Here is a 22,828-nt window from a genome sequence, read left to right as displayed (position 1 = left end):
GCCCCAAGCCTAGTCAGGAGTACTGGTCTGCTTTGATCGTCGCGAAGGTTCCCAGCAGCCGTTGGAGCGAGTCGAGGCGTGCCGGGCCGTTCTCGCCGAGGCGTCCCTCGGCGACGGCCTCGATGATCGCGCAGTCGGGGGCGTCGGGCAGATGGGTGCAGCCACGCGGGCACTCGAGCGCGATCTCGGCGAGGTCGGTGAACGACTTCAGGATGTTGGCGGTGTCGACGTGTCCGAGGCCGAACGAGCGGACGCCCGGGGTGTCGATGGCCCATCCGGACCCTCCGGGAGCCTCGATGCGCAGGGAGACGGTCGACGAGGAGGTGTGGCGGCCTCGACCGGTGACGACGTTCACGTGCCCGGTGGCGCGCTCTGCGGTCGGGACGAGGGCGTTGACGAGGGTGGACTTGCCGACGCCCGAGTGGCCCACGAAGACCGTGTCGTGGCCGATGAGGGCCTCGGTGATCTCGGCGAGGGGGACGTCGTCCTCCCGGCTGCGGAACACGCGCAGGCCGAGCCCGGCGAAGTTCGCGAGGAACTCGTCGGGGTCCTGGAGGTCCGTCTTCGTGATGCAGAGGATCGGGGTGATCCCCGCGTCGTAGGCGGCGACGAGGTAGCGGTCGACGAGTCGGGCCCGTGGTTCGGGGTTCGCCGCAGCCACGACGATGAGCATCTGGTCCGCGTTGGCGACGACGACACGCTCCATGGCGTCGGTGTCGTCGCCACTGCGGCGGAGCAACGTGGTGCGCGGCACGATCCGCACGATGCGCGACAGCGTGCCCTCGGCACCGGAGGTGTCGCCGACGACGTCCACCCGGTCGCCGGTCACGATGGGCTGCTTGCGGAGTTCACGAGCGCGGGTCGACGTCAGGACGCGCTCCTCGGGCGTGCCCTCGTCGAGGAGCACCGTGTACCGACCGCGGTCGACCGCGAGGACTCGGGCGGTCAGTGCATCGAGGTGCTCGGGCCGTGTCTTCGTCCGTGGGCGGTTCGCCTTCGGGTTCGGCCGCATCCGGATGCTCGACTCGTCGAGTTCGAGTCGGTCGTCGTCGTCCTCGTCGTCGTTCCACCAGCTCATCGGATCAGGCCCCGAGCATCGCGTGCCACAGTTCGGTGAACTGCGGGAGCGTCTTGGCGGTCGTGGCGACGTTCTCGATGGTGACCCCTGGCACGACGAGACCGAGGATCGCCCCCGTGGTCGCCATACGGTGGTCGTGGTAGCTCGACCACTCGCCGCCGTGGAGGGGGCGCGGCTCGATGCGGAGACCGTCCGGCAGCTCCGTGACGGCGCCACCGAGCTTGTTGATCTCCGTCGCGAGCGCCGCGAGGCGGTCGGTCTCGTGGTGACGGATGTGTCCGATGCCCGTGATGGTCGACGGTCCGTCGGCGAGGGCCGCGAGCGCGGTGAGGGCGGGCGCGAGCTCGCCGCCGGTGGTCAGGTCGAGGTCGACCGCGGTGATCCGCTCGCCGCCGGTGACGGTGAGGCGGTCGCCGTCGAGGGTGACCGTCGCGCCGAAGCGGGGCAGGAGGTCCGCCAGGTCGGCACCGACCTGGGTGGTGGAGGTGGGCCAGCCGCGGAGCGTGACGCTTCCACCGGTGACGAGTGCCGCGGCGAGGAACGGTGCGGCGTTGGAGAGGTCGGGCTCGAGGTCGACGTCGAGCGCGGCGATCGTGCCGGGGGCGACGACCCACTCACCGACGGCGGGTTGTTCGACGGTGACCCCTCGGGCCGCGAGGGCCGCGATGGTCATCTCGATGTGCGGCAGGCTCGGCAGACGCTCGCCCTCGTGGACGAGGTGGAGGCCCTGCTCGAAGCGGGTTGCGGCCAGCAGGAGGCCGGACACGAACTGGCTCGACGACGACGCGTCGATCGTGAGCTTGCCACCCGTGACCGTGCCCGTGCCGTGCACCGTGAAGGGGAGCGCCTTCCGGCCGTCGTCGCTGATGTCGACGCCGAGCGCCTGGAGCGAGCCGATCATGGTGGCCATCGGCCGGTTCCTGGCCGAGGGGTCGGCGTCGAAGACGGTCGGCCCGAGGGCGAGGGCGGCCAGCGGCGGGACGAACCGCATGACGGTGCCGGCGAGCCCGCATTCGACGGTCGTGCTGCCGAACAGCTCGCCCGGCGTGACGAGCCAGTCCTTGCCGAACGCGCCCGACGCCGGTCGCTCGACGATGGTGGTCCCGAGTGCGCGCAGCGCCTCGACCATGTTGGTGCTGTCCATCGAGTGGAGCGGGGCGCGCAGGAGGGAGGGGCCGTCGGCCAGGGCGGCCAGGACGAGCTCGCGGTTCGTGAGGGACTTCGAGCCCGGGAGGGAGACGGTCGCATCGACCGGGCCGCCCGCGACGGGCGCCGGCCAGGCTGCGTCGTCGTGCTCGGGTTCGGCATCGCCGTACACGTCGAAATCTGGTGCGGAATACGGATTGGTCAACATTGGTTCCAACAGTAGTCGGGGTCGAGAGCAGAAGGAGGAGCGGATGTCCACAGCGGTACTGGAACGACCGGTGACGGAGGCCGATCACGGCCGTCTGGCGCTGGCCGTAGACTTGCCGGTGATGACCTCCGTCGACCCAGAAGCCCTTCCGGCCGAGCCGGACCCCCGATCACTGTTCGAAGCACAGGCACTGCCGTTCATCGATCAGTTGTACGGCGCTGCCATGCGCATGACGAAGAACCCGTCGGACGCTCAGGACCTCGTCCAGGAGACGTTCGTGAAGGCCTTCGCCGCGTTCGCGCAGTTCGAACAGGGCACCAACCTCAAGGCGTGGCTCTACCGCATCCTCACGAACACGTACATCAATACGTATCGGAAGAAGCAGCGCGAGCCGTACCAGGGCACCATCGACGACCTCGAGGACTGGCAGTTGGGCGGCGCCGAGTCGATCAGCGCCACCTCCAGCCGCTCTGCCGAGGCCGAAGCGATCGATCACCTGCCGGACAGCGACGTGAAGAACGCGTTGCAGGCCATCCCGGAGGACTTCCGCCTCGCGGTGTACCTCGCCGACGTGGAGGGCTTCGCTTACCAGGAGATCGCCGACATCATGAAAACGCCCATCGGGACCGTGATGAGTCGTCTGCACCGTGGCCGACGACTCCTCCGCGACCTGTTGGCCGATTACGCCGAGTCCCGGGGGTTCACCGTGACGAAGCAGGGGAGCAAGAAATGAGCGACTGCGGCTGCGACAAGGCCAAGAAGGACCTCGAGGAGTACCTCCGTCACGAGGTGTGCACGACCGAAGCGGCCGACATCCGCGAGCACCTCGCGAACTGCCCGGAGTGTCAGAACGAGGCGCTCGTCGCCCAGACCCTCACCGAGGCCGTCCAGCGGGCGTGCAAGGAGACGGCACCCGAAGACCTGAAGAACCAGGTCCTGGCGTCGCTGCGGGCCACCCAGGCGACGCACGAGAGCGCCTGACGGCGGACCGACCGCATCAGCCGGCACCGTCGAGGCGTGACTCCTCGACGTCCAGCATCCGCTGCGCCTTCGCCAGCACCTCGGAGGAGTAGCTCCCGGTCGCCCGCGCATCGAGGAGTGCATCGCGTTCGGCGTCGAGCACTCGGCGTCTGAGCTGCCGGAACTGCTCGTGCGGGCCGACTCCGGCATCGGTCCGTTCCGCTGCCGACTCGACGCGGATGAGGCTGCCCGTGCGCACCCGGTCGACGACCGCGGTGTCGAACGGCTCCCCGCCGTCCGTGCGCAGCTGCGGGTCGTCGAGGGCGGCCACACCGACGGTCGAGATCTCCTCCACGAGACCGGCCAGTTCGGCCATCGCCGCCTGCTCGTCCGTCCCGCCGACCCGGGTGAGCCGGATGACGAGCGGGAGGGAACCGCCCTGGAGCAGGAGGGTGACGATCGCGACCGTGAACGCGATGAGCACCAGCTCGGCGCGGTACGGGGTCTCGAGCGGGAGCGACTGCGCGGCGGCGATCGTGACGACACCACGCATCCCCGCCCAGGCGAGCACCGCGCCGCCCCGCCACCCGAGTCCTTCACGTTGCAGGAAGTCCAGGTCGGCGCTCCGACGGGCGATCGACCTCGAGAAGGCCGCCTTCCGCTTCGCGAACCGCGGATCCTCGGTCGCGTGTTCCTCGAGCCTGGCGGAGACCGCGTCGAGTCGCGGACGCCGGGCGAGCGCCTCCCGTTCGTCGCGTCGCAACGACCAGACGAGGACGCCGACGAACACGATGCGGACGACGATGAGGGTGATGGCGGTCAGCAACCCGAGGCCGATCGACGACCAGATGCCGAGGTCGTCCTGCTCCACCTGCGAGACGATGGCCTCGAGCTCGAGCCCCATGAGCAGGAACACCCCGTTCTCGAGGAGGAACTGCGTCGTCCGCCAGTTGATGCGCTCGCTGATGCGGTCCTGCGCGGTGAAGTACTTCGCGCTCTGATGCCCGGTGTAGAGTCCGGCGACGACGACCGACAGGACGCCTGAGGCGTGGAAGTGCTCGGCAGGCAGATACGCGATGAACGGCACGGCGAAGGAGATGACCGTCGTCAGGACCGGGTCGCCCAGGCGGGACCGGACACGGACCGTGATGAACCCGACGACGATCCCGATCGCGATCGCGAGCGCCACGGCGTAGGCGAAGTCGCCCAGGACGCCCCACAAGGAGACCGTGCCGGCGGTCGCGGCGATCGCGGAGCGCAGGAGGACGAGTGCCGAGGCGTCGTTCACGAGGCTCTCGCCTTCGAGGACGCTCACGAGGCGCGACGGCATGCCCAGCCGCTTGCCGATGGAGGTCGCGGCGACCGCGTCGGTCGGACTGACGACGGCGCCGAGGGCGATGCCGGCGGCAAGGCTCAGGTCGGGGAGGATCGTCGACAGGATCCAGCCGATGAGGACCGACGACACCACGACGAGGACGACCGAGAGCCCGGAGATCGCCTTGAGGTTGCGACGGAAGTCGACCAGCGGCACGTTGACGGCGGCCGAATAGAGGAGCGGGGGCAGCACGCCGGCGAGGATCCACTCCGGCTTGACCACGACGTCCGGTACGAACGGCAGATAGCTGAGGGCGAGCCCGACCAGGACGAGGATGAGCGGGGCTGCCACACGCAGCTTGTTCGCGAAGCGGGCCACCGCGACGATGGTCACCACCGCGACGACGGCGAGGAATGCGAAGTCCATGGCGTCAGCTTATTGGCGGTGGCTCACCGGCCACTCACGGATCGCTGTCGCCGTGCTGACCACCCGTGTCCAGACGACGACGACCGCCTGTCGGAACAGGCCGTCGTCGGTCGTGCGGCTGAGGTCAGAGCGCCAGCGCCGTGCGGAGGAGCTCCGCCTGCTCGGCGGCGTGACGTTTCGCCGACCCCGTGGCGGGGGAGGCGGACGCGGTGCGCGACACGTTGCGGATCGTCCGACCCTCGAGGTGCTTGGCGGCCTCCAGGCAGATGAACGGCCACGCGCCCTGGTTCTCCGGCTCGTCCTGCACCCACACCAGTTCGGCGTTCGGGTACTGCGCGACCACGGCGTTCAGCTCGGCCACCGGGACCGGGTAGAACTGCTCGACGCGGACGAGGGCGATCTCGTCGTTCGGCTGCTTCTGCAGCTCGCTGAGGAGGTCGTAGTGGATCTTCCCGGAGTGCAGGAGCACCCGCTTGACCGCGCCCTTGTCGGTGATCCGTGCGTCGTCGATCACCGGCTCGAAGCGGCCGGAGGTGAAGTCCGCCACCGGACTGGTCGCGCCACGCAGACGCAGCATCGCCTTCGGGGTGAAGACGACGAGCGGCCGACGCGGACGGGCGTACGCCTGGCGACGCAGGAGGTGGAAGTACGACGCGGGGGTCGACGGCCGTGCGACGGTCATGTTGTCCTCGGCGCAGAGCTGCAGGAACCGCTCGATCCGCGCGGACGAGTGGTCGGGACCCTGGCCTTCGTAGCCGTGGGGGAGGAGGAGCGTGACGCTCGACCGCTGCGACCACTTCTGCTCGGCGGAGGAGATGAACTCGTCGATGATCGTCTGCGCGCCGTTGGTGAAGTCGCCGAACTGCGCCTCCCACAGCACGAGCGCGTCGGCACGCTCGACCGAGTAGCCGTACTCGAAGCCCATGACCGCGTACTCGCTGAGGAGCGAGTCGTAGATCCAGAAGCGGGCCTGGTTGTCGCTGAGGTTGGCGAGCGGCAGCCACTCCTGGCCGTTCACCCGGTCGTGGAGGACGGCGTGGCGCTGCACGAAGGTGCCGCGACGGGAGTCCTGGCCGGACATCCGCACCGGGGTGCCCTCGATGAGCACGGATCCGAGCGCGAGCAGCTCTCCGAAGCCCCAGTCGATGTTGCCGTTGCGGCTCATGTCGAGTCGCTTCTCGAGGAGCTGCTGCACCTTCGGGTGCACGGTGAACCCGGCGGGCTTGTTGTTGAACGCGTCGCCGATGAGCTGCACGACACCTTCGGAGACGCCGGTCGTCTCGAGCTCGCCGGAGTAGCCGTCCTCGTCGAGGACCTCGGTCGGGATCGGCGTCGGCGAGGTCTGCTCGGCGTGCGTCTCCATGAAGGCGCGTTCGAGGCGGTCCTGGAAGTCGCGGTGCGCGGCCTCGTACTCCTCCTCGGTGATGTCGCCACGGCCGACCAGCGCTTCCGTGTAGAGCTTGCGGACGGAGCGCTTCGCCTCGATGAGGCTGTACATGAGCGGCTGCGTCATCGACGGGTCGTCGCCCTCGTTGTGACCGCGGCGGCGGTAGCACACGAGGTCGATGACGACGTCGCGCTTGAACTCCTGGCGGTACTCGAACGCGAGCTCCGCGACCCGGACGACGGCCTCGGGGTCGTCGCCGTTCACGTGGAAGATCGGTGCCTGGATGGTCTTCGCCACGTCGGTGTTGTAGATGGAGGAACGACCCTCGCCGGGAGGCGTGGTGAAGCCGACCTGGTTGTTGATGACGACGTGGACCGTGCCGCCCGTGCGGTAACCGCGCAGCTGGGACAGCTGCATGGTCTCGAGGACGACGCCCTGTCCAGCCATCGCCGCATCACCGTGGATGAGGATCGGGAGGGTGCCGAACGCGCCGATCGGCCCGCGGTCCTGCTTCGCGCGGACGATGCCCTCGAGCACGCCGTTGACGGCCTCGAGGTGCGAGGGGTTCGCGGCCAGGTAGACCGGGATCTCCCGCCCGTCCTCGGCCTTGAAGGTGCCCTCGGTGCCGAGGTGGTACTTCACGTCGCCGGAACCGTGGCTCGCCGGGTCCTGCGTCCCCTCGAACTCGCGGAAGATCTGACCGTAGGTCTTGCCGGCGATGTTCGTGAGGACGTTGAGGCGGCCGCGGTGGGCCATGCCGATCGCGACCTCGTCGAGCTGGGCCTGCGACGCGCCCTGGAGGATGGTGTCGAGGAGGGCGATGGTGGACTCGCCGCCCTCGAGGCTGAAGCGCTTCTGACCGACGTACTTCGTCTGCAGGAAGGTCTCGAAGGCCTCGGCCTCGTTGAGCTTGCCGAGGATGCGCATCTGCTCGTCGTGCGTCGGCTTCTCGTACTTGCGCTCGACTTTGCTCTGGATCCACTTGCGCTGCGCGGGGTCCTGGATGTGCATGTACTCGATGCCCGTGGTGCGGCAGTACGAGTCGCGGAGGACGCCGAGGATGTCGCGCAGCTTGGCCGTGCGGGCCGAGCCGAAGGCGCCGGTGACGAACTCGCGGTCGAGGTCCCAGAAGGTCAGGCCGTGGGTCTCGATCTCGAGGTCGGGGTGCGAGCGCTGCACGTACTCCAGCGGGTCGATGTCGGCCATGAGGTGGCCGCGGACGCGGAACGCGTTGATGAGCTCCTGCACGCGGGCGGTCTTGTCGACGGCGTCGGCGAGGTCGACGCTGATGTCGGGCGACCAGTGGATCGGGTCGTACGGGATGCGGAGCGCGGCGAAGATGTCCTGGTAGAAGCTGCGGCTGCCGATGAGCAGCTCGTGGACGACCTTGAGGAACTCGCCCGAGCCGGCACCCTGGATGACGCGGTGGTCGTAGGTGCTGGTGAGCGTGATCGTCTTGCCGATCGCCAGCTCGTTGAGCGTGCGCTCGGAGGCGCCCTGGAACTCGGCCGGGTACTCGAGGGCGCCGGCGCCGATGATGCAGCCCTGGCCCTTCATGAGGCGGGGGACCGAGTGCACGGTCCCGATGCCACCGGGGTTCGTGAGTGAGATCGTGACGCCCTGGAAGTCGGCTCCGGTGAGCTTGCCCTTGCGGGCGCGGGTCACGAGGTCCTCGTAGGCCGAGAGGTACTCGTTGAAGGTGAGGGTGTCGGCGCGCTTGATGCCCGGCACCATGAGGGCGCGCGAGCCGTCGGGCTTCGGGAGGTCGATGGCGATGCCGAGGTTGATGTGCGCCGGGGCGACGACCGTGGGCTTGCCGTCGGTCTCCTCGTAGTAGACGTTCTGGCTCGGGAAGTCCTTCAACGCCTGGATGAGGGCCCAACCGATGAGGTGGGTGAAGCTGACCTTGCCGCCTCTGGCGCGCTTCAGGTGGTTGTTGATGACGATGCGGTTGTCGATCATCAGCTTCGCCGGGATGGTGCGCACGCTCGTCGCGGTCGGGACCGTCAGACTCGCGTCCATGTTGGTGGCGAGCGACTTGGCCATGCCCTTCAGGACGGTGACCTTGTCGACGTCCTCCGGAGCGGGTCCGGTCTGGTCGCTCTTCGGCTGCTGGACCTGGTTCGGGCTCGTCATCGGGGCGTCGGCCGGGATCGGGGCCGGCTTCGCCTGGACCGAGGTGGTGCGGGCGACCGGCTGAGCGCCGATGACCTGGATCGGGGCCGTCGGCGGGTTGACGCGGGCCGACTCGTCCGTCGCGGCAGGGGCGGGGGCCGACGCCGTGGCGCCGGCGGCTGCCGCACCGTCGTCCGGCTGGCCGCCCGTCGTTCCCTGGGCTGCGCCGTTCACCGGCCGGTAGTGCTCGAGGATCGGCCACCAGGAGCGGTCCACGGAATCCTTGTCGACGAGGTACTGCTCGTACATCTCGTCGACGAGCCATTCATTGGCTCCGAATTCGTTCGTTGCGCCGTCATCGGCGCCCACTCCGGTCATCTGGCTCGACACCGTCGATCGCCCACTCTCTCCGTTGAATTCTCACTGTTTGCAGGCAGGGAACATGCCCGCACGATCCAGTCATCAAGCCTAAACCCATTCCGGCGTCGGTGCGGCTCGGACGCCGGTCGGGATACGGTGTTCTCATGCGGTTCATCGGTGAGATTCCCAGCCACGACCTGACGTACTCGGACGTGTTCCTCGTCCCCAGCCGCTCCGGGATCACGAGTCGACTCGACGTCGACCTGGCCCCGGACGACGCCACCGGCGCCACGATCCCGATCGTCTCCGCCAACATGAACTCCGTCACCGGGCCTCGCCTCGCGGCAGCCCTGGCGCGCCGCGGCGGACTCGGCGTCCTGCCGCAGGACATGCCGCTCCAGGAGCTCGACGCGGCGATCCGCTGGGTCAAGGAGCAGCCGGTCGCCTTCGACACCCCGCTCATCATGCGCGCCGACCAGACCGCGGCCGACGCGCTGCGCCTGATCCCCGCGGTCGCCGGTCACGGCATCGTGCTCCACGACGAGCGCGACGCCTTCGCCGGCTGCATCCCGGCCGCGCGCCTCGCCACGGCGCTGCCCGACGCGCGACTCGGCGACCTCGCTCGCGGATCGCTCGCCTCGATCGACGCCGACGACGTGACCGGTGGCCGGGCCGCGTTCGACCTCATGGTCGCCGCCGACCTCGAGTTCGCTCCCGTGCTGCACCACGGCGCGGTCGTCGGCACCCTCAGTCGCACGAGCGCGCTCCGGTCGACCATCTACAGGCCGGCGCTCGACGCGTCGGGCCGGCTGCGGGTCGCCGCGGCGATCGGCATCAACGGTGACGTCGCCGTGAAGGCGCAGGCGCTCGCCGCCGCCGGGGTGGACGTCCTCGTGATCGACACCGCCCACGGGCACCAGGAGGGCATGCTCCGGGCGATCGCGGCCGTCCGTGCCCTCGGTCTCGGCCTCCCGATCGTCGCCGGGAACGTCGTGTCCGCCGTCGCGGTGCAGGACCTCGTCGACGCCGGAGCGGACATCCTCAAGGTCGGGGTCGGCCCCGGTGCGATGTGCACCACGCGGATGATGACCGCGGTCGGACGTCCGCAGTTCTCGGCCGTGCTCGAGACGGCCGCGACCGCCCGCGCGCTCGGCGCGAAGGTCTGGGCGGACGGTGGCGTCCGCTACCCGCGTGACGTCGCCCTCGCCCTCGCCGCGGGCGCGTCCTCGGTCATGATCGGTTCCTGGTTCGCCGGCACGATCGAAGCCCCCGGTGAGCTGCAGCGCGCCGCCGACGGGTCGCTGTACAAGGAGAGCTGGGGCATGGCGTCGACCAAGGCCGTGCACGAGCGCTTCGGCCGACTCGATCCGTTCGAACTCGCGCGGAAGACGCTCTTCGCCGAGGGCATCTCGTCCTCCCGCATCACGATCGACCCGCTCCGGCCCTCGGTCGAGGATCTCCTCGACATGATCACCGCCGGTGTGCGCTCGTCGTTCACCTACGCGGGTGCCGACTCGGTCCCCGGCTTCCACGAGCGCGCCATCGTCGGCGTCCAGTCGGCCGCCGGGTACGAGGAGGGCAAGGCGCTGCCCGTCTCCTGGTGAGCCGCGGTGCTGGTGCGGCTCGCACGACCGCGGTGGGATGATGGGCCCATGGTGGTGAACGGTGGGACGCACGGGTTCGGTGTCGGCATGCAGGTCCTCGTGCTCGTGGACCCGGCGTCCGACCCCTCGACGGGGGAGCGTGCCTCCGGGGTCATCGTGGCACCCGGACGCCAGCGTGCCGCGGCGTTCGTCTCGGTGTGGACCGAACAGCTGACGACGTGGATCGTCGAGTTCGACGAACCCTTCACTGCGCCCGACGGCAGCGGCCCGCACGAATCGGCCGAGGTCCGCGAGACCTACCTCATCCCGGCGCCGTTCGCCGAGGCGTCGGAGTCCGTCGACGCCTGACCGCCGCGTGCTCGCTCAGGCCAGCGACCGGTCCATGATGGCCGAGGACAGCGCCTCCACCGGGCCGGCCGCGGCCAACGGGTTCGCGAGCAGGGTGAAGTCGACGCCGCCCAGGGTCGGGAGTTCCAGCCGGTTGCTCAGCATGACGAGGTCGCTCGGGATCAAGCTGCGCGGGAAGACCGCGACCCCGAGCCCGGCCCGCACGGCCGCGAGGACGCCGTTCACCTCCCGGGTGCTGCAGGTGATCCGCCAGGTGCGCCCGGCGGCCTCCAGGGCATCGATCGCCAGCTGGCGGGAGAGACTCGGGTCCTGATAGGCGATCAGGGGGACGGGTTGGCCCGGTTCGATCGTGGTCTTCTCGAGACCGACCCAGACCATCGAGTCGGTCCGCACGAGCTTGCCCTCGTTCTGGCCGGGGTGCATCTTGATGAAGATGAGGTCGAGGGCACCCGCCTTCAGTCGGCGGTAGAGCGGCCCGCTCTGGTTCACCGTCAGTTCGAGGTTCAGTTGCGGGTGCCCCTGACGGAAGTGCCGCAGGATCCGGGGGAGCTGGGTCATCGCGAGGTCGTCGGCGGCCCCGAAGCGGAGTCGGCCGCTCATCGCCGAGCCGGTGAAGTAGCTCTCCGCCGAGGCGTGTGCAGCGAGGATGGTCCGCGCGAACCCGGCCATCGCATCACCATTGTCGGTCAGGCGGACCGCCCTCGTGTCCCGGACGACCAGCCACCGGCCGGCGGCCTCCTCGAGCCGTCGGATCTGCTGACTGACCGTCGGCTGGCTCAGCCCGAGCTGCGCGGCGGCGCGCGTGAAGTTCTTCGTCTCGGCGACGGCCAGGAAGGTGCGCAGCAGGGCGGGGTCGAACATGCGTGAGCCGATCATTCGGGAATCGAATAGGACTGATAGGGATCATCCTGCTCGGAAATGGCCGTGTCGGCAATAGCGTGGATGGGAGCCGACGGCCTCCGCGGCTCCACCCATACGACACGCACTCGACATACGAAACGCTGGCTCTCTTCGTGACCCCTCCCTCCGACACCGCCGTCGCTCCACCGCCGCCCACCGCCCCCATGCCGATCGTGGGGGAGCGCCCCGCCTGGCGGGACACCTTCTCCTCGCTCCGCGTCCCGAACTTCCGGCTCTTCACGATCGGGCACATCGTCGCGACGACCGCGATCGGGATGCAGCGCATCGCGCAGGACTGGCTCGTCCTCGAGCTCTCCGGCAGCGTCGCCGCCGTCGGGATCACGGTCGCCATGCAGTTCGCGCCCATGCTGCTGTTCGGACTCCTCGGCGGGGTCATCGCGGACCGCTACTCGAAGCGCGTGCTGCTCATGATCACCCAGTCGCTCGCCGCCGTCCTCGCGGTCGCGCTGTCGATCCTGACGCTCAGCGGCGCGGTCGAGGTGTGGCACATCTACGTCATCGCCTTCATGCTCGGCCTCGTCACCGTCGTCGACAACCCCGCGAGACAGGTGTTCGTCAACGAGCTCGTGGGTCCGGCGAGGCTGCGGAACGCCATCAGCCTCAACTCCGCCGTCTTCCAGCTCGGCCAGCTCGTCGGTCCGGCCGTCGGCGGTGTCCTCATCACCGCCGTCGGTTCCGGATGGTCCTTCGCGATCAACGCCCTCGCCTGCTCCGGCGTCGTGCTCACCCTGGCGCTCATGCGGGTCTCGGAACTCGTCCCGACCCCGGTCGTCGCGAAGGCGAAGGGCCAGCTCAAGGAGGGGCTCGGCTACGCCATGCGGAAGCCGGCCATCCGGTGGACGGTCATCATGGTCGCGTTCATGTCGGTGTTCGCCTTCAACCTGCCGGTCCTGCTCGCCGCCTACGCGTCGGACGTCTTCGACATCGGCGCGAGCGGCTACGGGTTCCTCAACGCCCTCGTCGCCGTCGGCGCGCTGACCGGGGCGCTCGCGTCGACGAGGCGTGGGGGTGTGGACCTGCGCATCGTGATCGTCGCGGCGGCGGCGGTCGGCGTCCTGCAGGCGGCCGCCGGAGCGATGCCCGTCCTCCTCCCCTTCGCCCTCCTGCTCGTCGCGGGTGGGGTGGCGAACCTCCTCTTCATCACGGCGGCGAACTCCCTCGTCCAGCTGTCGTCCAACATGGCGATCCGCGGCCGGGTGATGTCGCTGTACATCCTCGTGCTGCTCGGCGGTCAGTCGATCGGCGGTCCGCTCATGGGCTGGCTCGTCGAGGTCGCCGGGGCGCACGTGGGCATGATCGTCTCGGGTGGGGTCCCGGCGCTCGCCGCGGCCTGCATCGGTGTACGGTTCCTCCTCCTGCGGCGTCGGAAGCGTCGCGCGGCCGAGGAGCGCCTGCGTCTGGCGGAGGCTGAGAAGAACCCCGGAAATCCGGGGTCCACAGCCGCGGATGTCCGATAGACTCGTCCGCACAATGGACGACCCTCCTTCAGACAGATCCCCCGGCCACCATCCCAGCCCCGTGCTGACCCGATCACGGGAGACGACCGCCCACCCGGGCGACGGAACCCTCACTCCGGCATCGACCGCTCAGCACGGACGGGATCGTCATGTCTGAGTGGATCATGCTCGGCGTCGGCCTCGTACTGACCATCGGGACGGGCTTCTTCGTCGCCTCCGAGTTCGCGCTCGTGAACCTCGACCGCGCCGACCTCGAGGCCCGCCGCGACCGCGGTGAGACCCGCCTGACGATGACGATCGCGGCGCTCAAGATCACCTCGACGCACCTGTCGAGCGCGCAGCTCGGGATCACCCTGACCACCCTCCTCACCGGCTACACCATGGAGCCGGCGCTGTCGTCGATGCTCGCCGGCCCGCTCGGCTCCATCGGGATCCCCGAGGGCGTCGTCGCCGTCGTGGCGACGATCGTCGCGATCACCCTGGCGACGCTGCTCAGCATGATCATCGGTGAGCTCGTCCCGAAGAACTTCGCGCTCGCGCTGCCCCGACAGACGGCCAAGTTCGTCGTCCCGTTCCAGACGGCCTTCACCTGGGTGTTCAAGCCCGCCATCGTCGTCCTCAACGGCAGCGCCAACGGCCTGCTGCGGTCGATGGGCATCGAGCCCAAGGAGGAGCTGTCCGGAGCCCGGACGGCCGAGGAGCTGTCGTCGCTCGTGCGTCGATCGGCGCTCGAGGGCACGCTCGAGGCCGACACCGCGACCCTGCTCAACCGCACCCTCCGCTTCTCGAGCCACGATGCCTCGGACGTCATGACGCCGCGGCCGCGCATCGCGTCGATCCAGCGCGGCGAACCCGCCCAGGCGGTGCTCGCCCTCGCGAGGTCGACCGGCCACTCGCGCTTCCCGGTCACCGATGCCGACGTCGACGACATCACCGGTGTCGTGCACGTGAAGCAGGCCATCGCGGTCCCTCGCGACCGCCGCGGCGAGGTGCCCGTCTCCGCGCTGCAGTCTCCCGCCCTGCGCGTCCCCGAGACGATGAAGCTGGACGTGCTGCTCTCGCAGCTGCGCGGACGTGGCTACCAGATGGCCGTCGTGGTCGACGAGTACGGCGGCACCGCCGGCGTGACCACCCTCGAGGACCTCGTCGAGGAACTCGTGGGCGAGGTCGCCGACGAGCACGACCGTTCGCGTGCCGGGGTGGTCCGCGGACGCGACTCCACGACCTTCCCAGGCAGCCTCCGTCCCGACGAACTCCTCGAGCGCGCCGGCGTCCGCGTCCCCGAGGACGGTCCGTACGAGACGGTCGCGGGCTACGTCATGAGCGAGCTCGGACGGCTGGCGGTCTCGGGCGACGAGCTCGAGCTCGAGGACGGCACGCTCCGCGTGGAGCGACTCGACGGCCGACGGATCGATCGGATCCGATTCACCCCGAGACCCGTCGTGTCGGAGGACGGTGGTGACGTATGAGCGACTGGGCAGGAATCGCCTGGCTCGTCGTGCTGCTGCTCGCGAACGCCTTCTTCGTCGGTGCCGAGTTCGCGGTCATCTCCGCGCGACGATCGCAGATCGAACCCCTCGCCGAGCAGGGGAGCCGGAGCGCGAAGACCGCGCTGTGGGCCATGGAACACGCCACGCTCATGTTGGCGACGAGTCAGTTGGGCATCACCGTCTGCTCGCTGCTCATCCTGAACGTCTCCGAACCGGCGATCCACCACCTGCTGGAGGTGCCGTTGGCGCTCACCGGTTGGCCGGAGGAGACCATCGGTACGGTGGCGTTCATCATCGCGCTGCTGCTCGTCTCCTACCTCCACGTGGTCTTCGGCGAGATGGTCCCGAAGAACCTCTCCTTCTCGATCCCGGATCGCGCGGTGCTGCTGCTCGCTCCGCCGCTCGTCTTCGTGGCGCGCGTCTTCCGCCCGATCATCGTGTCCCTCAACGCGACCGCGAACGCCGTCCTCCGCCTGTTCCGGGTGGAGCCGAAGAACGAGGCCGCGAGTGCGTTCACGCTGGACGAGGTGGCGACCATCGTCGACCAGTCCACCCGCGAGGGTGTGCTCACCGACTCGACGGGTGCGCTCGTGGCGGCGTTCGAGTTCACCGAGAAGAAGGTCCACGACGTGGCCCTGCCGCTCGGGAGCCTCATCACGCTGACGGAGGAGGCCACTCCTTCGGACGTCGAGCGGGCCGTCGCGAAGTACGGCTACTCGCGGTACGTGATCGTCGACGACGAGTCGGTGCCGATCGGCTACCTCCACCTGAAGGACGTCCTGCGGTACGACGACCTCGACGGCAGCGGCGACGAGGAGCGTCCGGTGCCCGCGAAGCACATCAGGCAGCTGGTGTCGGTGTTCGAGGATTCAGACGTCGAAGACGCGCTGACCACGATGCGTCGCTCGGGAGCGCACGTCGCCCGGGTGTTCGACGAAGCGGGCTCCACCACCGGGGTCCTCTTCCTCGAGGACATCATCGAGGAACTCGTCGGAGAGGTCCAGGACGCCACGCGGCGTCGCTGATCGGAGGCCTGAGCGCCGACACGACGACGGCCCGCACGCGATCGCGTGCGGGCCGTCGTCGTGTCGGGGTGGTGCTCAGGCGCGCGGCTTGGCCCGCTCGTACTGGCCCGGCCAAGCCACCTCCACGCCGAGCTCGGTGGCGGCGCGCAGCGCGAAGTGCGGATCGCGGAGCGCCTCGCGGGCGACCATGACCGCCTCCGCCTGCCCGTCGGCGACGATTGCCGCCGCCTGCTGGGCGTCGGTGATGAGCCCGACGGCGCTCGTGTCGACACCCGTCGACCCGATGTGCGCCGCGAACGGCACCTGGTACCCGGGGGAGAGCGGGATGCGGACGCCGCCGACGGCTCCACCGGTGGAGATGTCGAAGAAGTCGGCCCCGCGTTCGGCGCACCAGGCGGCGACGGTCGCGGTCTGGTGCTCGTCCCATCCATCGTCGACCCAGTCCGTGGCCGAGAACCGGACGAACAGCGGCAGACCGGCCGGGAGGACGCCGCGCACCGCCTCGACGACCCGCAGGAGGAGCTTGGCCCGGTTCTCGAGCGAGCCGCCGTAGCCGTCCTCGCGGTGGTTGACGAGCGGTGAGAGGAACTGGTGCAGCAGGTAGCCGTGCGCGGCATGGAGTTCGATGACCTGGAAGCCGGCGTCGACCGACCGGACGGCCGCCGCGCGGAAGTCGTCGACGACGCGGTCGATGCCCTCGTCGTCGAGGGCCTCCGGGACCGCATAGCCCGGGAAGGCCTCGGGCGACGGCGCGACGGTCGGCCAGCCGCCCTCCTGGAGCGGCACGCTGCCCTGTCCGACGGTGCCCCAGGGGGCGAACGTGGACGCCTTCCGGCCGGCGTGCGCGAGCTGGATGCCGGGAACCGAACCCTGCTCGGTGATGAACGCGGTGATCCGTCGCCAGGCATCGCGCTGTTCGTCGTTCCAGATGCCAGCGTCCTGGGGCGAGATCCGACCCTCGGGGCTGATCGCCGCCGCCTCGGAGATGACGAGGCCGAAGCGGCCCGCCGCGAACTGGCCGAGGTGCATGAGGTGCCAATCGGTCGGGACGCCGTCTCGGGCGGTGACGCTGTACTGGCACATCGGGGCGATCCACAGGCGGTTGGGGATGGTGAGGTCGCGGATGGTGATCGGATCGAACAGCTGGGGCACGGAACTCCTCGGGGTCTCAGGGCGACGGGCGTCGCCACCCGGCCCAACGTTCCAGCAGGCGTTCGGATTCCCGCCTCCGGGATGACCGACGATCGACGGTTCAGAGCCAGACCGCCGCGACGACTGGCCTAGGGTGATGGCATGGCCGAACCGCGACTCTGGACCCCTGCCGACGCACGAGACTGGATCGCCGTGCCCGACGCCGACTCGGACAAGTACTCCCGGGGCGTGTTGGGTGTGGTGACCGGGTCCGACCGCTACCCGGGTGCCGCCGTCATCGGTGTCGAGGCGGCGATCCGCACCGGGGTCGGCATGGTCCGCTACCTCGGCGCCGATCGACCGGCCGACCTCGTCCTGCAGCGTCGGCCCGAGATCGTGACGGCGGAGGGGCGCGTGCAGGCGTGGCTCATCGGCTCCGGCATGGACCCCGGCAAGCTGACCCGCGAGGAGAGCTCCCTGCTCGACGCCGCCCTGCATGGGGGCGAGCCGGTCGTCGCCGATGCCGGGTCGCTCCGTCGCGTCACCGCGGGCGCTCACCAGCGGGCGTTCGGTGTCGACGAGTCGTGGCGCATCGTGGCCACTCCCCACGTGGGAGAACTGGCGACCATGTTGAGCGGCCTGGGGAGCCCGGCCGAGGTCGGGGCCATCCGTGCCGATCCGGTGTCGTACGCGGGCGACGTCGCCGCCCGCCTCGGCATCGTCGTGGTGCTGAAAGGCGGCACGACCCACGTGGTCGCGCCGGACGGCGACGCCATCACGGTCCCCGGCGGATCGCCCTGGCTCGCGACCGCCGGCACCGGCGACGCCCTGGCGGGGATCATCGGGGCGCTCGTCGCCACGAACGCCGAGCGCGTGCTCGCCGACCCCGGCTGCCTCGCGAGCGTGGCGGCCAGCGGGGTGCTCCTGCACGCGGCCGCCGGGGATGCGGCGGCAGCCGAGGGCCCGCTGGCTGCGCTCGACGTGGCCGAAGCGGTGCGCGGTGTCGTCGGTGGTCTCCTGCGCTGAACGATCGTTCATCGGTGGACGAAGGACAACTCCCAGAACGCTCATAGCTCGCCCATAGGGAAGCTCAGGACACTGGTGCCACCGCGGCGGAGACCTCGCCGCGGCGGCCGCCGCACCGCGGCCCACACATCGCCCGAGGAGATTGAACGATGCGCAACCCCACCACCAGCCAGCCTCCCTTCCACGCACCACGACTGTCCGTGGCGGCGAAGAAGACGACCTTCGCGGCCCTGACCGGCCTCACCCTCGTCGGCAGCCTGGCCGGTTGCTCGGCGGCCGACGCCGGTGGCTCGACCACGACCACGTCGCCCGAGACGAAGAGCACCGCGACCCCGCAGGCGACCGGCTCCACCGACGCCGCAGCGGGCTCCGGCTCCACCGACTACCAGGACGGCTCCTACACCGCGGACGGCAGCTACCAGTCGCCGAACGGCACCGAGTCGATCACGGTGACCGTCACCCTCGCCGAGGACAAGGTCACGGCGGTCGACGTCGTCTCGCACGCCGAGAGCGCGAACAGCAAGCGCTACCAGGCGGAGTTCATCTCCGGGATCGCCGCCGAGGTGGTCGGCAAGGACATCGACGACCTCAAGGTCTCCAAGGTCGCCGGTTCCTCGCTCACGAGCGGTGGCTTCAACGCGGCCATCGACACGATCAAGACCGAAGCGAAGGGCTGAGCCGCGGGGCCGGACCGACGATGAGCGAGACGACACTGCGCTTCGAGGCGATCGGCACCGGATGGGAGCTCGACACGGCTCTCCCGCTCGAGCCTGAGACCGCTGAGGCCGTCGCGGCGTGCATCGACCGGTTCGACCGGACCTGGTCGAGGTTCCGGGACGACGCGTTCATCGCTCAGTTCGCCGCCGGTCCGGTCTCGACCGCCTTCCCCGACGACGCGCGCGAGGATGCGGTCGCACTGCTCGACACGTACCGGCGTCTGTACGATGCCACCGCCGGGGCCGTGACGCCGTTCATCGGCACCTCGCTCGAACGGCTCGGCTACGACGCCTCCTACTCGCTCGTCCCCCAGGGCCCGGCGGTCGCCGCCCCGCACTGGGACGACGTGGCCCGGTGGGACGGCGAGGTGCTCGAGACGAGCCTCCCGCTCGTGATCGACATCGGTGCGGCCGGAAAGGGGCGGCTCGTCGACCTCGTCGCCGACCTCCTCCGCAGCCACGGCCACGAGTCCTTCACGGTCGACGCCTCGGGCGACCTGCGTCACGAGCACGGGTCCCGCGCGGCGGACCCGCTCCGTATCGCGCTCGAGCATCCGTACGATCCCAGCAAGGCCATCGGGGTCGCGACGATCGACGACGGAGCCCTGTGCGCCTCGGCGACCAATCGCCGTGCCTGGGGCGACGGGCTCCACCATGTCATCGACGGCCGGACCGGCGAACCGACGAGGACCGTCGCGGCGACCTGGGTCACCGCCCCGGACGCGATGGTCGCCGACGGACTGGCCACCGCGCTGTTCTTCACCGATCACGAGACCCTGGCGGAGGCGTTCACCTTCGAGAGCGTCCGCATGTTCACGACCGGTCTCACCGATCGGTCCGTCGGGTTCCCCGGCGAACTCTTCACCTGAGTCACGCGCCAGAGGGCCTCAGCCCGGACGACACCATCTCCCAGAAAGCAGACCGCACATGAACGGCCGCACCGGCTCCTTCTTCGGCACCGTCCTCGGGCGGGTCACCATGTACCGCCTCGTGACGCTGTCACTCGGCACGCTCGCGGTCTACGCCTTCGTGCTGTCGCTGTTCGGGCAGGTGTTCTACAAGCCGCTCGAGCTCCTCGCCACCCTGGCCACCCTGCTCGTCGTCGGCTACCTGACGAACCGTCTGTTCGGTGCGTTGTTCCAGGTGCAGCCGCACAGCGAGTCGTCCGTCATCACCTCCCTGCTGCTGTTCTTCATCCTGTGGCCGACGAGTGAGCCCACCGCGCTGGCCTGGATCGCCCTCGCCGCCACGGTCGCCTCGGCGTCGAAGTACCTGCTCGCGATCCGGGGTCGACACGTCCTCAATCCGGCGGCCATCGCCGCACTCGTGATGAGCGTGCTGGCGAGCTACGTCACCCTCCCCGGCGTGTCACCGTCGGTCTGGTGGGTCGCCAACCCGTGGCTGCTGCCCGGTGTCGTCATCCTCGGCGGACTCGTCCTCATCCGGACGAAGCGGCTCACGATGGCACTCGTCTTCATCGTGCTGTCCTGGGCACTCGTCACCGTCCGGCTCGTCACCGGTGGTCAAGAGCTGGGACCGGCACTGCTGGCCCCGCTCACCTCGTACCCGATCCTCTTCCTCGCGGCGTTCATGCTCACCGAGCCGCTCACGCTTCCACCGCGGCGCTGGCAGCAGCTCGCCGAGGCGGCGATCGTCGCGATGCTGTTCTCCATCCCGTTCATGCTCGGCCAGGTGGCATCGACCCCCGAGCTCGCGCTCATCGTGGGCAACGTGCTCGCGTTCGCCGTCGCCCGTCGCCGGGGGATGCGATTGACGCTCGAAGGCACCCGCGCCCTCACCCCGACGGCTGTCGAGTACCAGTTCAGCTCGAAGCGGTCGATCCCGTTCGCGGCCGGGCAGTACCTCGAGCTGTCGTTGCCGCACCGTGGGGCCGACGTCCGCGGCTCGAGGCGGGTCTTCAGCATCTCGTCGCCACCCGACGACGACCGTACGATCCGCGTGGCGATGCGCGTGCCCGAGCGGGCCAGTAGCTTCAAGCGGGCGCTGAGCGCGCTGCCGGTCGGCGCGAGCCTCTCGGCGACCGGCGTGTGGGGCGACTTCGTCCTGCCGAAGGACGCGAGCAAGCCGATCCTGCTCATCGCCGCCGGGATCGGGATCACCCCGTTCGTCAGCCAACTCTCCCGGCTGCACCTCAGGGCCGACGAGCGCGACGTCGTCCTCGTCTACGTCGTGTCCGACCCGCAGGAGCTCGCCTACGCGGCCGAGCTCGAGACCTGGGGGACGCCGGTGCTCGTCGCGGGACCGACGGACGACGTCCGGCTGCCGGCCGGCTGGCGTGGTCTCGGAGCGGGCCGCCTCGACCACGAACGTCTCGCCGAGGCCGTCCCCGACCTGGCCGAGCGGGAGGTCTTCATCTCCGGTCCGCCCGCGATGATCGAGGCGCTGAAGCCCGCCCTGCGCGGGATCGGCGTCGGACACGTCCGCACCGACGCGTTCAGCGGGTACTGATCAGCACGGTGGCGGACCCGACCCGGTCGGGCATCGAGCGAGTGGCGGACCGGTTCTCCAGGCGGCACGAGCCTAGGATGGTCCACGTGATGCGGCGTTGGCTCCTCTGGTGCGGGTTCGGCCTCGTGCACCTCGTCGTCGGGTGGCTGTGCCTCGTGGCGGAGGGACTCCCGCTCGGCGACGTCGTCCTCGTGTACCGGCCGTGGGTCGAGCAGGCGACGTCCGGCGGTCCGATCCCCGCTATCGACGCCCCCTGGGTCTACCCGATCCTCGCGATCGTGCCCATGCTGATCCCCTTGCTGCTCGGCAGCGCCGGGTACGGCGTCGGCTGGCTCCTGCTGGTGACCGCGATGAACGCCGGTGCCTTCGCGGTCCTGCTCGGCAACGGCCACTCGCGTCCGCGGTTGATCGCGGCGTGGTGGTGGCTCGCGTTCCTCGTGCTCCTCGGACCGATCGCACTCGCCCGGATCGACTCGGTGACCGTCCCCATCGCGATCGTGGGTCTCCTCTGGGTCGCCGGCCGTCCACGGGTCGCCGCCGTCCTGCTGACGCTCGCCGCCTGGATGAAGATCTGGCCGGCGGCACTGATCGGGGCGATCGTCCTGGCGCACCGCCATCGCGGGCAGGTCCTGGTCGCGGCTGCGGCGACGTCGGTCGTGGTCCTCGGGGTCGGCCTCGTGCTCGGCGGTGCGAACGCGGTCAGCTTCGTGACGGAGCAGACCGGACGTGGTCTCCAGATCGAGTCCCTCATCGGCAACGCCTACCTGTGGCTCGCCGTCCTGGGCGTCCCGCAGAGTTTCGTCTACTACGACCGCGACATCCTGACCTTCCAGGTGACCGGCCCGGGCGTCGACACGGCGATCGCGGTCATGACGCCGCTCCTCGGCCTCGCCGTCGCCGGCGCGGTGCTCCTCGGGGTGCTCGCGGTGCGGTCCGGTCGCCCGCTCGTGCAGGTGCTCGCACCGTTGTCGCTCCTCTTCGTCCTCACGCTCATCATCTTCAACAAGGTCGGGTCACCGCAGTTCGCGATGTGGTTGGCGGCACCGGTGATCCTCGGGATCGTCCTGCAGCGTCGGCGCTTCCTCGCGCCGGCCGTGCTCGCGCTGATGATCGCCGCGCTCACGCAGCTCGTCTACCCCTACCTGTACCTGTGGTTGCTCAATGTGGACCCGGTCCTCGTGACGGTGCTGACGGTCCGCAACCTCGCCTACCTGGTCCTCGCCGGTTGGGCCGTCCACGCGTTGTTCTCGCCGCACCGCCACGACGAGGACGTCTCGTCGGTATCCATCCCCGTCCCCGCTCGAACCCACAAGGAGTGACCATGCTCGTCGCCTTCTCCGTCGCCCCCAGCGGCACCGGCAACTCGGACGGTTCCGTCCACGACGCGGTCGCCGCGGCCGTGCGGATCGTCCGCGAGTCCGGCCTGCCCAACCGGACCGACTCCATGTTCACGACCATCGAGGGGGAGTGGGACGAGGTGTTCGCGGTCATCAAGGACGCCACCGATGCGGTCGGCGCCTACGGCAGCCGGGTCTCGCTCGTCCTCAAAGCCGACATCCGTCCCGGCTACACGGGTGAGCTGACCGCCAAGCTCGACCGCCTCGACGCCGCGCTCGAGAACGACGGCTGAGCCCACCGGGAGGCGG

At 69.9% G+C, this 22,828-nt stretch carries 19 protein-coding genes; 13 read left to right on the top strand and 6 right to left on the bottom strand.

Annotated features, from left to right (window positions below; translation table 11 throughout):
• Positions 1 to 13 precede the first annotated feature (13 nt).
• Both rsgA and aroA read right to left on the bottom strand, forming a co-directional pair.
• Positions 14 to 1,078 carry a ribosome small subunit-dependent GTPase A gene (gene rsgA, locus QRN19_RS06025; RefSeq protein ID WP_285025838.1) on the bottom strand — a complete coding sequence of 355 codons (1,065 nt, stop codon included), beginning with the start codon at positions 1,076 to 1,078 and terminating at the stop codon, positions 14 to 16.
• A 4-nt stretch (positions 1,079 to 1,082) separates the two neighbouring features.
• Positions 1,083 to 2,432, bottom strand: coding sequence for a 3-phosphoshikimate 1-carboxyvinyltransferase (aroA, locus tag QRN19_RS06020; protein WP_285025837.1), 1,350 nt, complete (start codon positions 2,430 to 2,432; stop codon positions 1,083 to 1,085).
• A 121-nt stretch (positions 2,433 to 2,553) separates the two neighbouring features.
• On the opposite strand from aroA, the gene QRN19_RS06015 reads away from it, so the two are divergent.
• The gene (locus tag QRN19_RS06015; RefSeq protein WP_191942097.1) at positions 2,554 to 3,165 is read left to right on the top strand and encodes a sigma-70 family RNA polymerase sigma factor; all 612 of its coding nucleotides are present in this window, start codon (positions 2,554 to 2,556) and stop codon (positions 3,163 to 3,165) included.
• A complete protein-coding gene (locus QRN19_RS06010; RefSeq protein WP_079707242.1) occupies positions 3,162 to 3,413 on the top strand; it encodes a zf-HC2 domain-containing protein in 252 nt (83 codons plus the stop codon). Before QRN19_RS06015 ends, QRN19_RS06010 begins: the two co-directional genes overlap by 4 nt.
• A 16-nt stretch (positions 3,414 to 3,429) precedes the next feature.
• Here QRN19_RS06010 and QRN19_RS06005 read toward each other — a convergent pair whose 3' ends face one another.
• Both QRN19_RS06005 and QRN19_RS06000 read right to left on the bottom strand, forming a co-directional pair.
• A complete protein-coding gene (locus tag QRN19_RS06005; RefSeq protein WP_285025836.1) occupies positions 3,430 to 5,133 on the bottom strand; it encodes a cation:proton antiporter in 1,704 nt (567 codons plus the stop codon).
• Positions 5,134 to 5,257: 124 nt separating this feature from the next.
• Entirely contained in the window at positions 5,258 to 9,025 is a 3,768-nt protein-coding gene (locus QRN19_RS06000) for a multifunctional oxoglutarate decarboxylase/oxoglutarate dehydrogenase thiamine pyrophosphate-binding subunit/dihydrolipoyllysine-residue succinyltransferase subunit (protein WP_285025835.1), read from the bottom strand.
• A gap of 134 nt (positions 9,026 to 9,159) precedes the next feature.
• Between QRN19_RS06000 and guaB1 the strand changes: the two genes are divergently transcribed.
• A complete protein-coding gene (gene guaB1 / locus QRN19_RS05995; protein WP_285025834.1) occupies positions 9,160 to 10,599 on the top strand; it encodes a GMP reductase in 1,440 nt (479 codons plus the stop codon).
• Positions 10,600 to 10,647: 48 nt separating this feature from the next.
• Positions 10,648 to 10,947: a hypothetical protein gene (locus QRN19_RS05990; protein ID WP_194645532.1), complete on the top strand. Its 300-nt coding sequence runs from the start codon at positions 10,648 to 10,650 to the stop codon at positions 10,945 to 10,947.
• Between the two features lie 15 nt (positions 10,948 to 10,962).
• Here QRN19_RS05990 and QRN19_RS05985 read toward each other — a convergent pair whose 3' ends face one another.
• Positions 10,963 to 11,808: a LysR substrate-binding domain-containing protein gene (locus tag QRN19_RS05985; RefSeq protein ID WP_079003972.1), complete on the bottom strand. Its 846-nt coding sequence runs from the start codon at positions 11,806 to 11,808 to the stop codon at positions 10,963 to 10,965.
• A 203-nt stretch (positions 11,809 to 12,011) separates the two neighbouring features.
• On the opposite strand from QRN19_RS05985, the gene QRN19_RS05980 reads away from it, so the two are divergent.
• The 3 genes from QRN19_RS05980 (at position 12,012) to QRN19_RS05970 (ending at position 15,840) form a co-directional block, all read left to right on the top strand.
• Entirely contained in the window at positions 12,012 to 13,325 is a 1,314-nt protein-coding gene (locus QRN19_RS05980) for an MFS transporter (protein ID WP_285026736.1), read from the top strand.
• 149 nt (positions 13,326 to 13,474) lie between these two features.
• Positions 13,475 to 14,794, top strand: a complete 1,320-nt coding sequence (locus QRN19_RS05975) for a hemolysin family protein (RefSeq protein ID WP_137243333.1) — start codon at positions 13,475 to 13,477, stop codon at positions 14,792 to 14,794.
• Positions 14,791 to 15,840 carry a hemolysin family protein gene (locus QRN19_RS05970; protein ID WP_285025833.1) on the top strand — a complete coding sequence of 350 codons (1,050 nt, stop codon included), beginning with the start codon at positions 14,791 to 14,793 and terminating at the stop codon, positions 15,838 to 15,840. Before QRN19_RS05975 ends, QRN19_RS05970 begins: the two co-directional genes overlap by 4 nt.
• A gap of 75 nt (positions 15,841 to 15,915) precedes the next feature.
• On the opposite strand, the gene QRN19_RS05965 is transcribed toward QRN19_RS05970, so the two are convergent.
• A complete protein-coding gene (locus tag QRN19_RS05965) occupies positions 15,916 to 16,992 on the bottom strand; it encodes an NADH:flavin oxidoreductase/NADH oxidase (RefSeq protein ID WP_285025832.1) in 1,077 nt (358 codons plus the stop codon).
• A 141-nt stretch (positions 16,993 to 17,133) separates the two neighbouring features.
• On the opposite strand from QRN19_RS05965, the gene QRN19_RS05960 reads away from it, so the two are divergent.
• The 6 genes from QRN19_RS05960 (at position 17,134) to QRN19_RS05935 (ending at position 22,812) form a co-directional block, all read left to right on the top strand.
• Positions 17,134 to 17,997, top strand: a complete 864-nt coding sequence (locus QRN19_RS05960; protein ID WP_285025831.1) for an ADP-dependent NAD(P)H-hydrate dehydratase — start codon at positions 17,134 to 17,136, stop codon at positions 17,995 to 17,997.
• Between the two features lie 149 nt (positions 17,998 to 18,146).
• A complete protein-coding gene (locus tag QRN19_RS05955; RefSeq protein WP_285025830.1) occupies positions 18,147 to 18,674 on the top strand; it encodes an FMN-binding protein in 528 nt (175 codons plus the stop codon).
• Positions 18,675 to 18,694: 20 nt separating this feature from the next.
• Positions 18,695 to 19,582, top strand: coding sequence for an FAD:protein FMN transferase (locus tag QRN19_RS05950; protein ID WP_285025829.1), 888 nt, complete (start codon positions 18,695 to 18,697; stop codon positions 19,580 to 19,582).
• A gap of 58 nt (positions 19,583 to 19,640) precedes the next feature.
• Entirely contained in the window at positions 19,641 to 21,182 is a 1,542-nt protein-coding gene (locus tag QRN19_RS05945) for an FAD-dependent oxidoreductase (RefSeq protein ID WP_285025828.1), read from the top strand.
• A gap of 89 nt (positions 21,183 to 21,271) precedes the next feature.
• The gene (locus QRN19_RS05940; RefSeq protein ID WP_285025827.1) at positions 21,272 to 22,501 is read left to right on the top strand and encodes a glycosyltransferase 87 family protein; all 1,230 of its coding nucleotides are present in this window, start codon (positions 21,272 to 21,274) and stop codon (positions 22,499 to 22,501) included.
• A gap of 2 nt (positions 22,502 to 22,503) precedes the next feature.
• A complete protein-coding gene (locus QRN19_RS05935) occupies positions 22,504 to 22,812 on the top strand; it encodes a thiamine-binding protein (protein WP_285025826.1) in 309 nt (102 codons plus the stop codon).
• Positions 22,813 to 22,828: the final 16 nt, after the last annotated feature.

Source organism: Plantibacter sp. ME-Dv--P-122b (genome assembly GCF_030209375.1).
Lineage (GTDB): Bacteria > Actinomycetota > Actinomycetes > Actinomycetales > Microbacteriaceae > Plantibacter.
This window is presented reverse-complemented; position numbering and strand designations above follow the sequence as displayed.

What these genes read in the sequence shown, in the direction of transcription:
- QRN19_RS06015 (WP_191942097.1), top strand. Translation starts at nt 2,554, where the DNA reads ATGACCTCCGTCGACCCAGAAGCCCTTCCGGCCGAGCCGGACCCCCGA.
- guaB1 (WP_285025834.1), top strand. Translation starts at nt 9,160, where the DNA reads ATGCGGTTCATCGGTGAGATTCCCAGCCACGACCTGACGTACTCGGAC.
- QRN19_RS05980 (WP_285026736.1), top strand. Translation starts at nt 12,012, where the DNA reads ATGCCGATCGTGGGGGAGCGCCCCGCCTGGCGGGACACCTTCTCCTCG.
- QRN19_RS05985 (WP_079003972.1), bottom strand. Translation starts at nt 11,808, where the DNA reads ATGTTCGACCCCGCCCTGCTGCGCACCTTCCTGGCCGTCGCCGAGACG.
- QRN19_RS06005 (WP_285025836.1), bottom strand. Translation starts at nt 5,133, where the DNA reads ATGGACTTCGCATTCCTCGCCGTCGTCGCGGTGGTGACCATCGTCGCG.
- QRN19_RS05975 (WP_137243333.1), top strand. Translation starts at nt 13,475, where the DNA reads ATGTCTGAGTGGATCATGCTCGGCGTCGGCCTCGTACTGACCATCGGG.
- QRN19_RS05960 (WP_285025831.1), top strand. Translation starts at nt 17,134, where the DNA reads ATGGCCGAACCGCGACTCTGGACCCCTGCCGACGCACGAGACTGGATC.
- QRN19_RS05955 (WP_285025830.1), top strand. Translation starts at nt 18,147, where the DNA reads ATGCGCAACCCCACCACCAGCCAGCCTCCCTTCCACGCACCACGACTG.
- QRN19_RS06010 (WP_079707242.1), top strand. Translation starts at nt 3,162, where the DNA reads ATGAGCGACTGCGGCTGCGACAAGGCCAAGAAGGACCTCGAGGAGTAC.
- rsgA (WP_285025838.1), bottom strand. Translation starts at nt 1,078, where the DNA reads ATGAGCTGGTGGAACGACGACGAGGACGACGACGACCGACTCGAACTC.
- QRN19_RS05940 (WP_285025827.1), top strand. Translation starts at nt 21,272, where the DNA reads ATGCGGCGTTGGCTCCTCTGGTGCGGGTTCGGCCTCGTGCACCTCGTC.
- QRN19_RS05935 (WP_285025826.1), top strand. Translation starts at nt 22,504, where the DNA reads ATGCTCGTCGCCTTCTCCGTCGCCCCCAGCGGCACCGGCAACTCGGAC.
- QRN19_RS05990 (WP_194645532.1), top strand. Translation starts at nt 10,648, where the DNA reads ATGGTGGTGAACGGTGGGACGCACGGGTTCGGTGTCGGCATGCAGGTC.
- QRN19_RS05970 (WP_285025833.1), top strand. Translation starts at nt 14,791, where the DNA reads ATGAGCGACTGGGCAGGAATCGCCTGGCTCGTCGTGCTGCTGCTCGCG.
- aroA (WP_285025837.1), bottom strand. Translation starts at nt 2,432, where the DNA reads ATGTTGACCAATCCGTATTCCGCACCAGATTTCGACGTGTACGGCGAT.
- QRN19_RS05950 (WP_285025829.1), top strand. Translation starts at nt 18,695, where the DNA reads ATGAGCGAGACGACACTGCGCTTCGAGGCGATCGGCACCGGATGGGAG.
- QRN19_RS05945 (WP_285025828.1), top strand. Translation starts at nt 19,641, where the DNA reads ATGAACGGCCGCACCGGCTCCTTCTTCGGCACCGTCCTCGGGCGGGTC.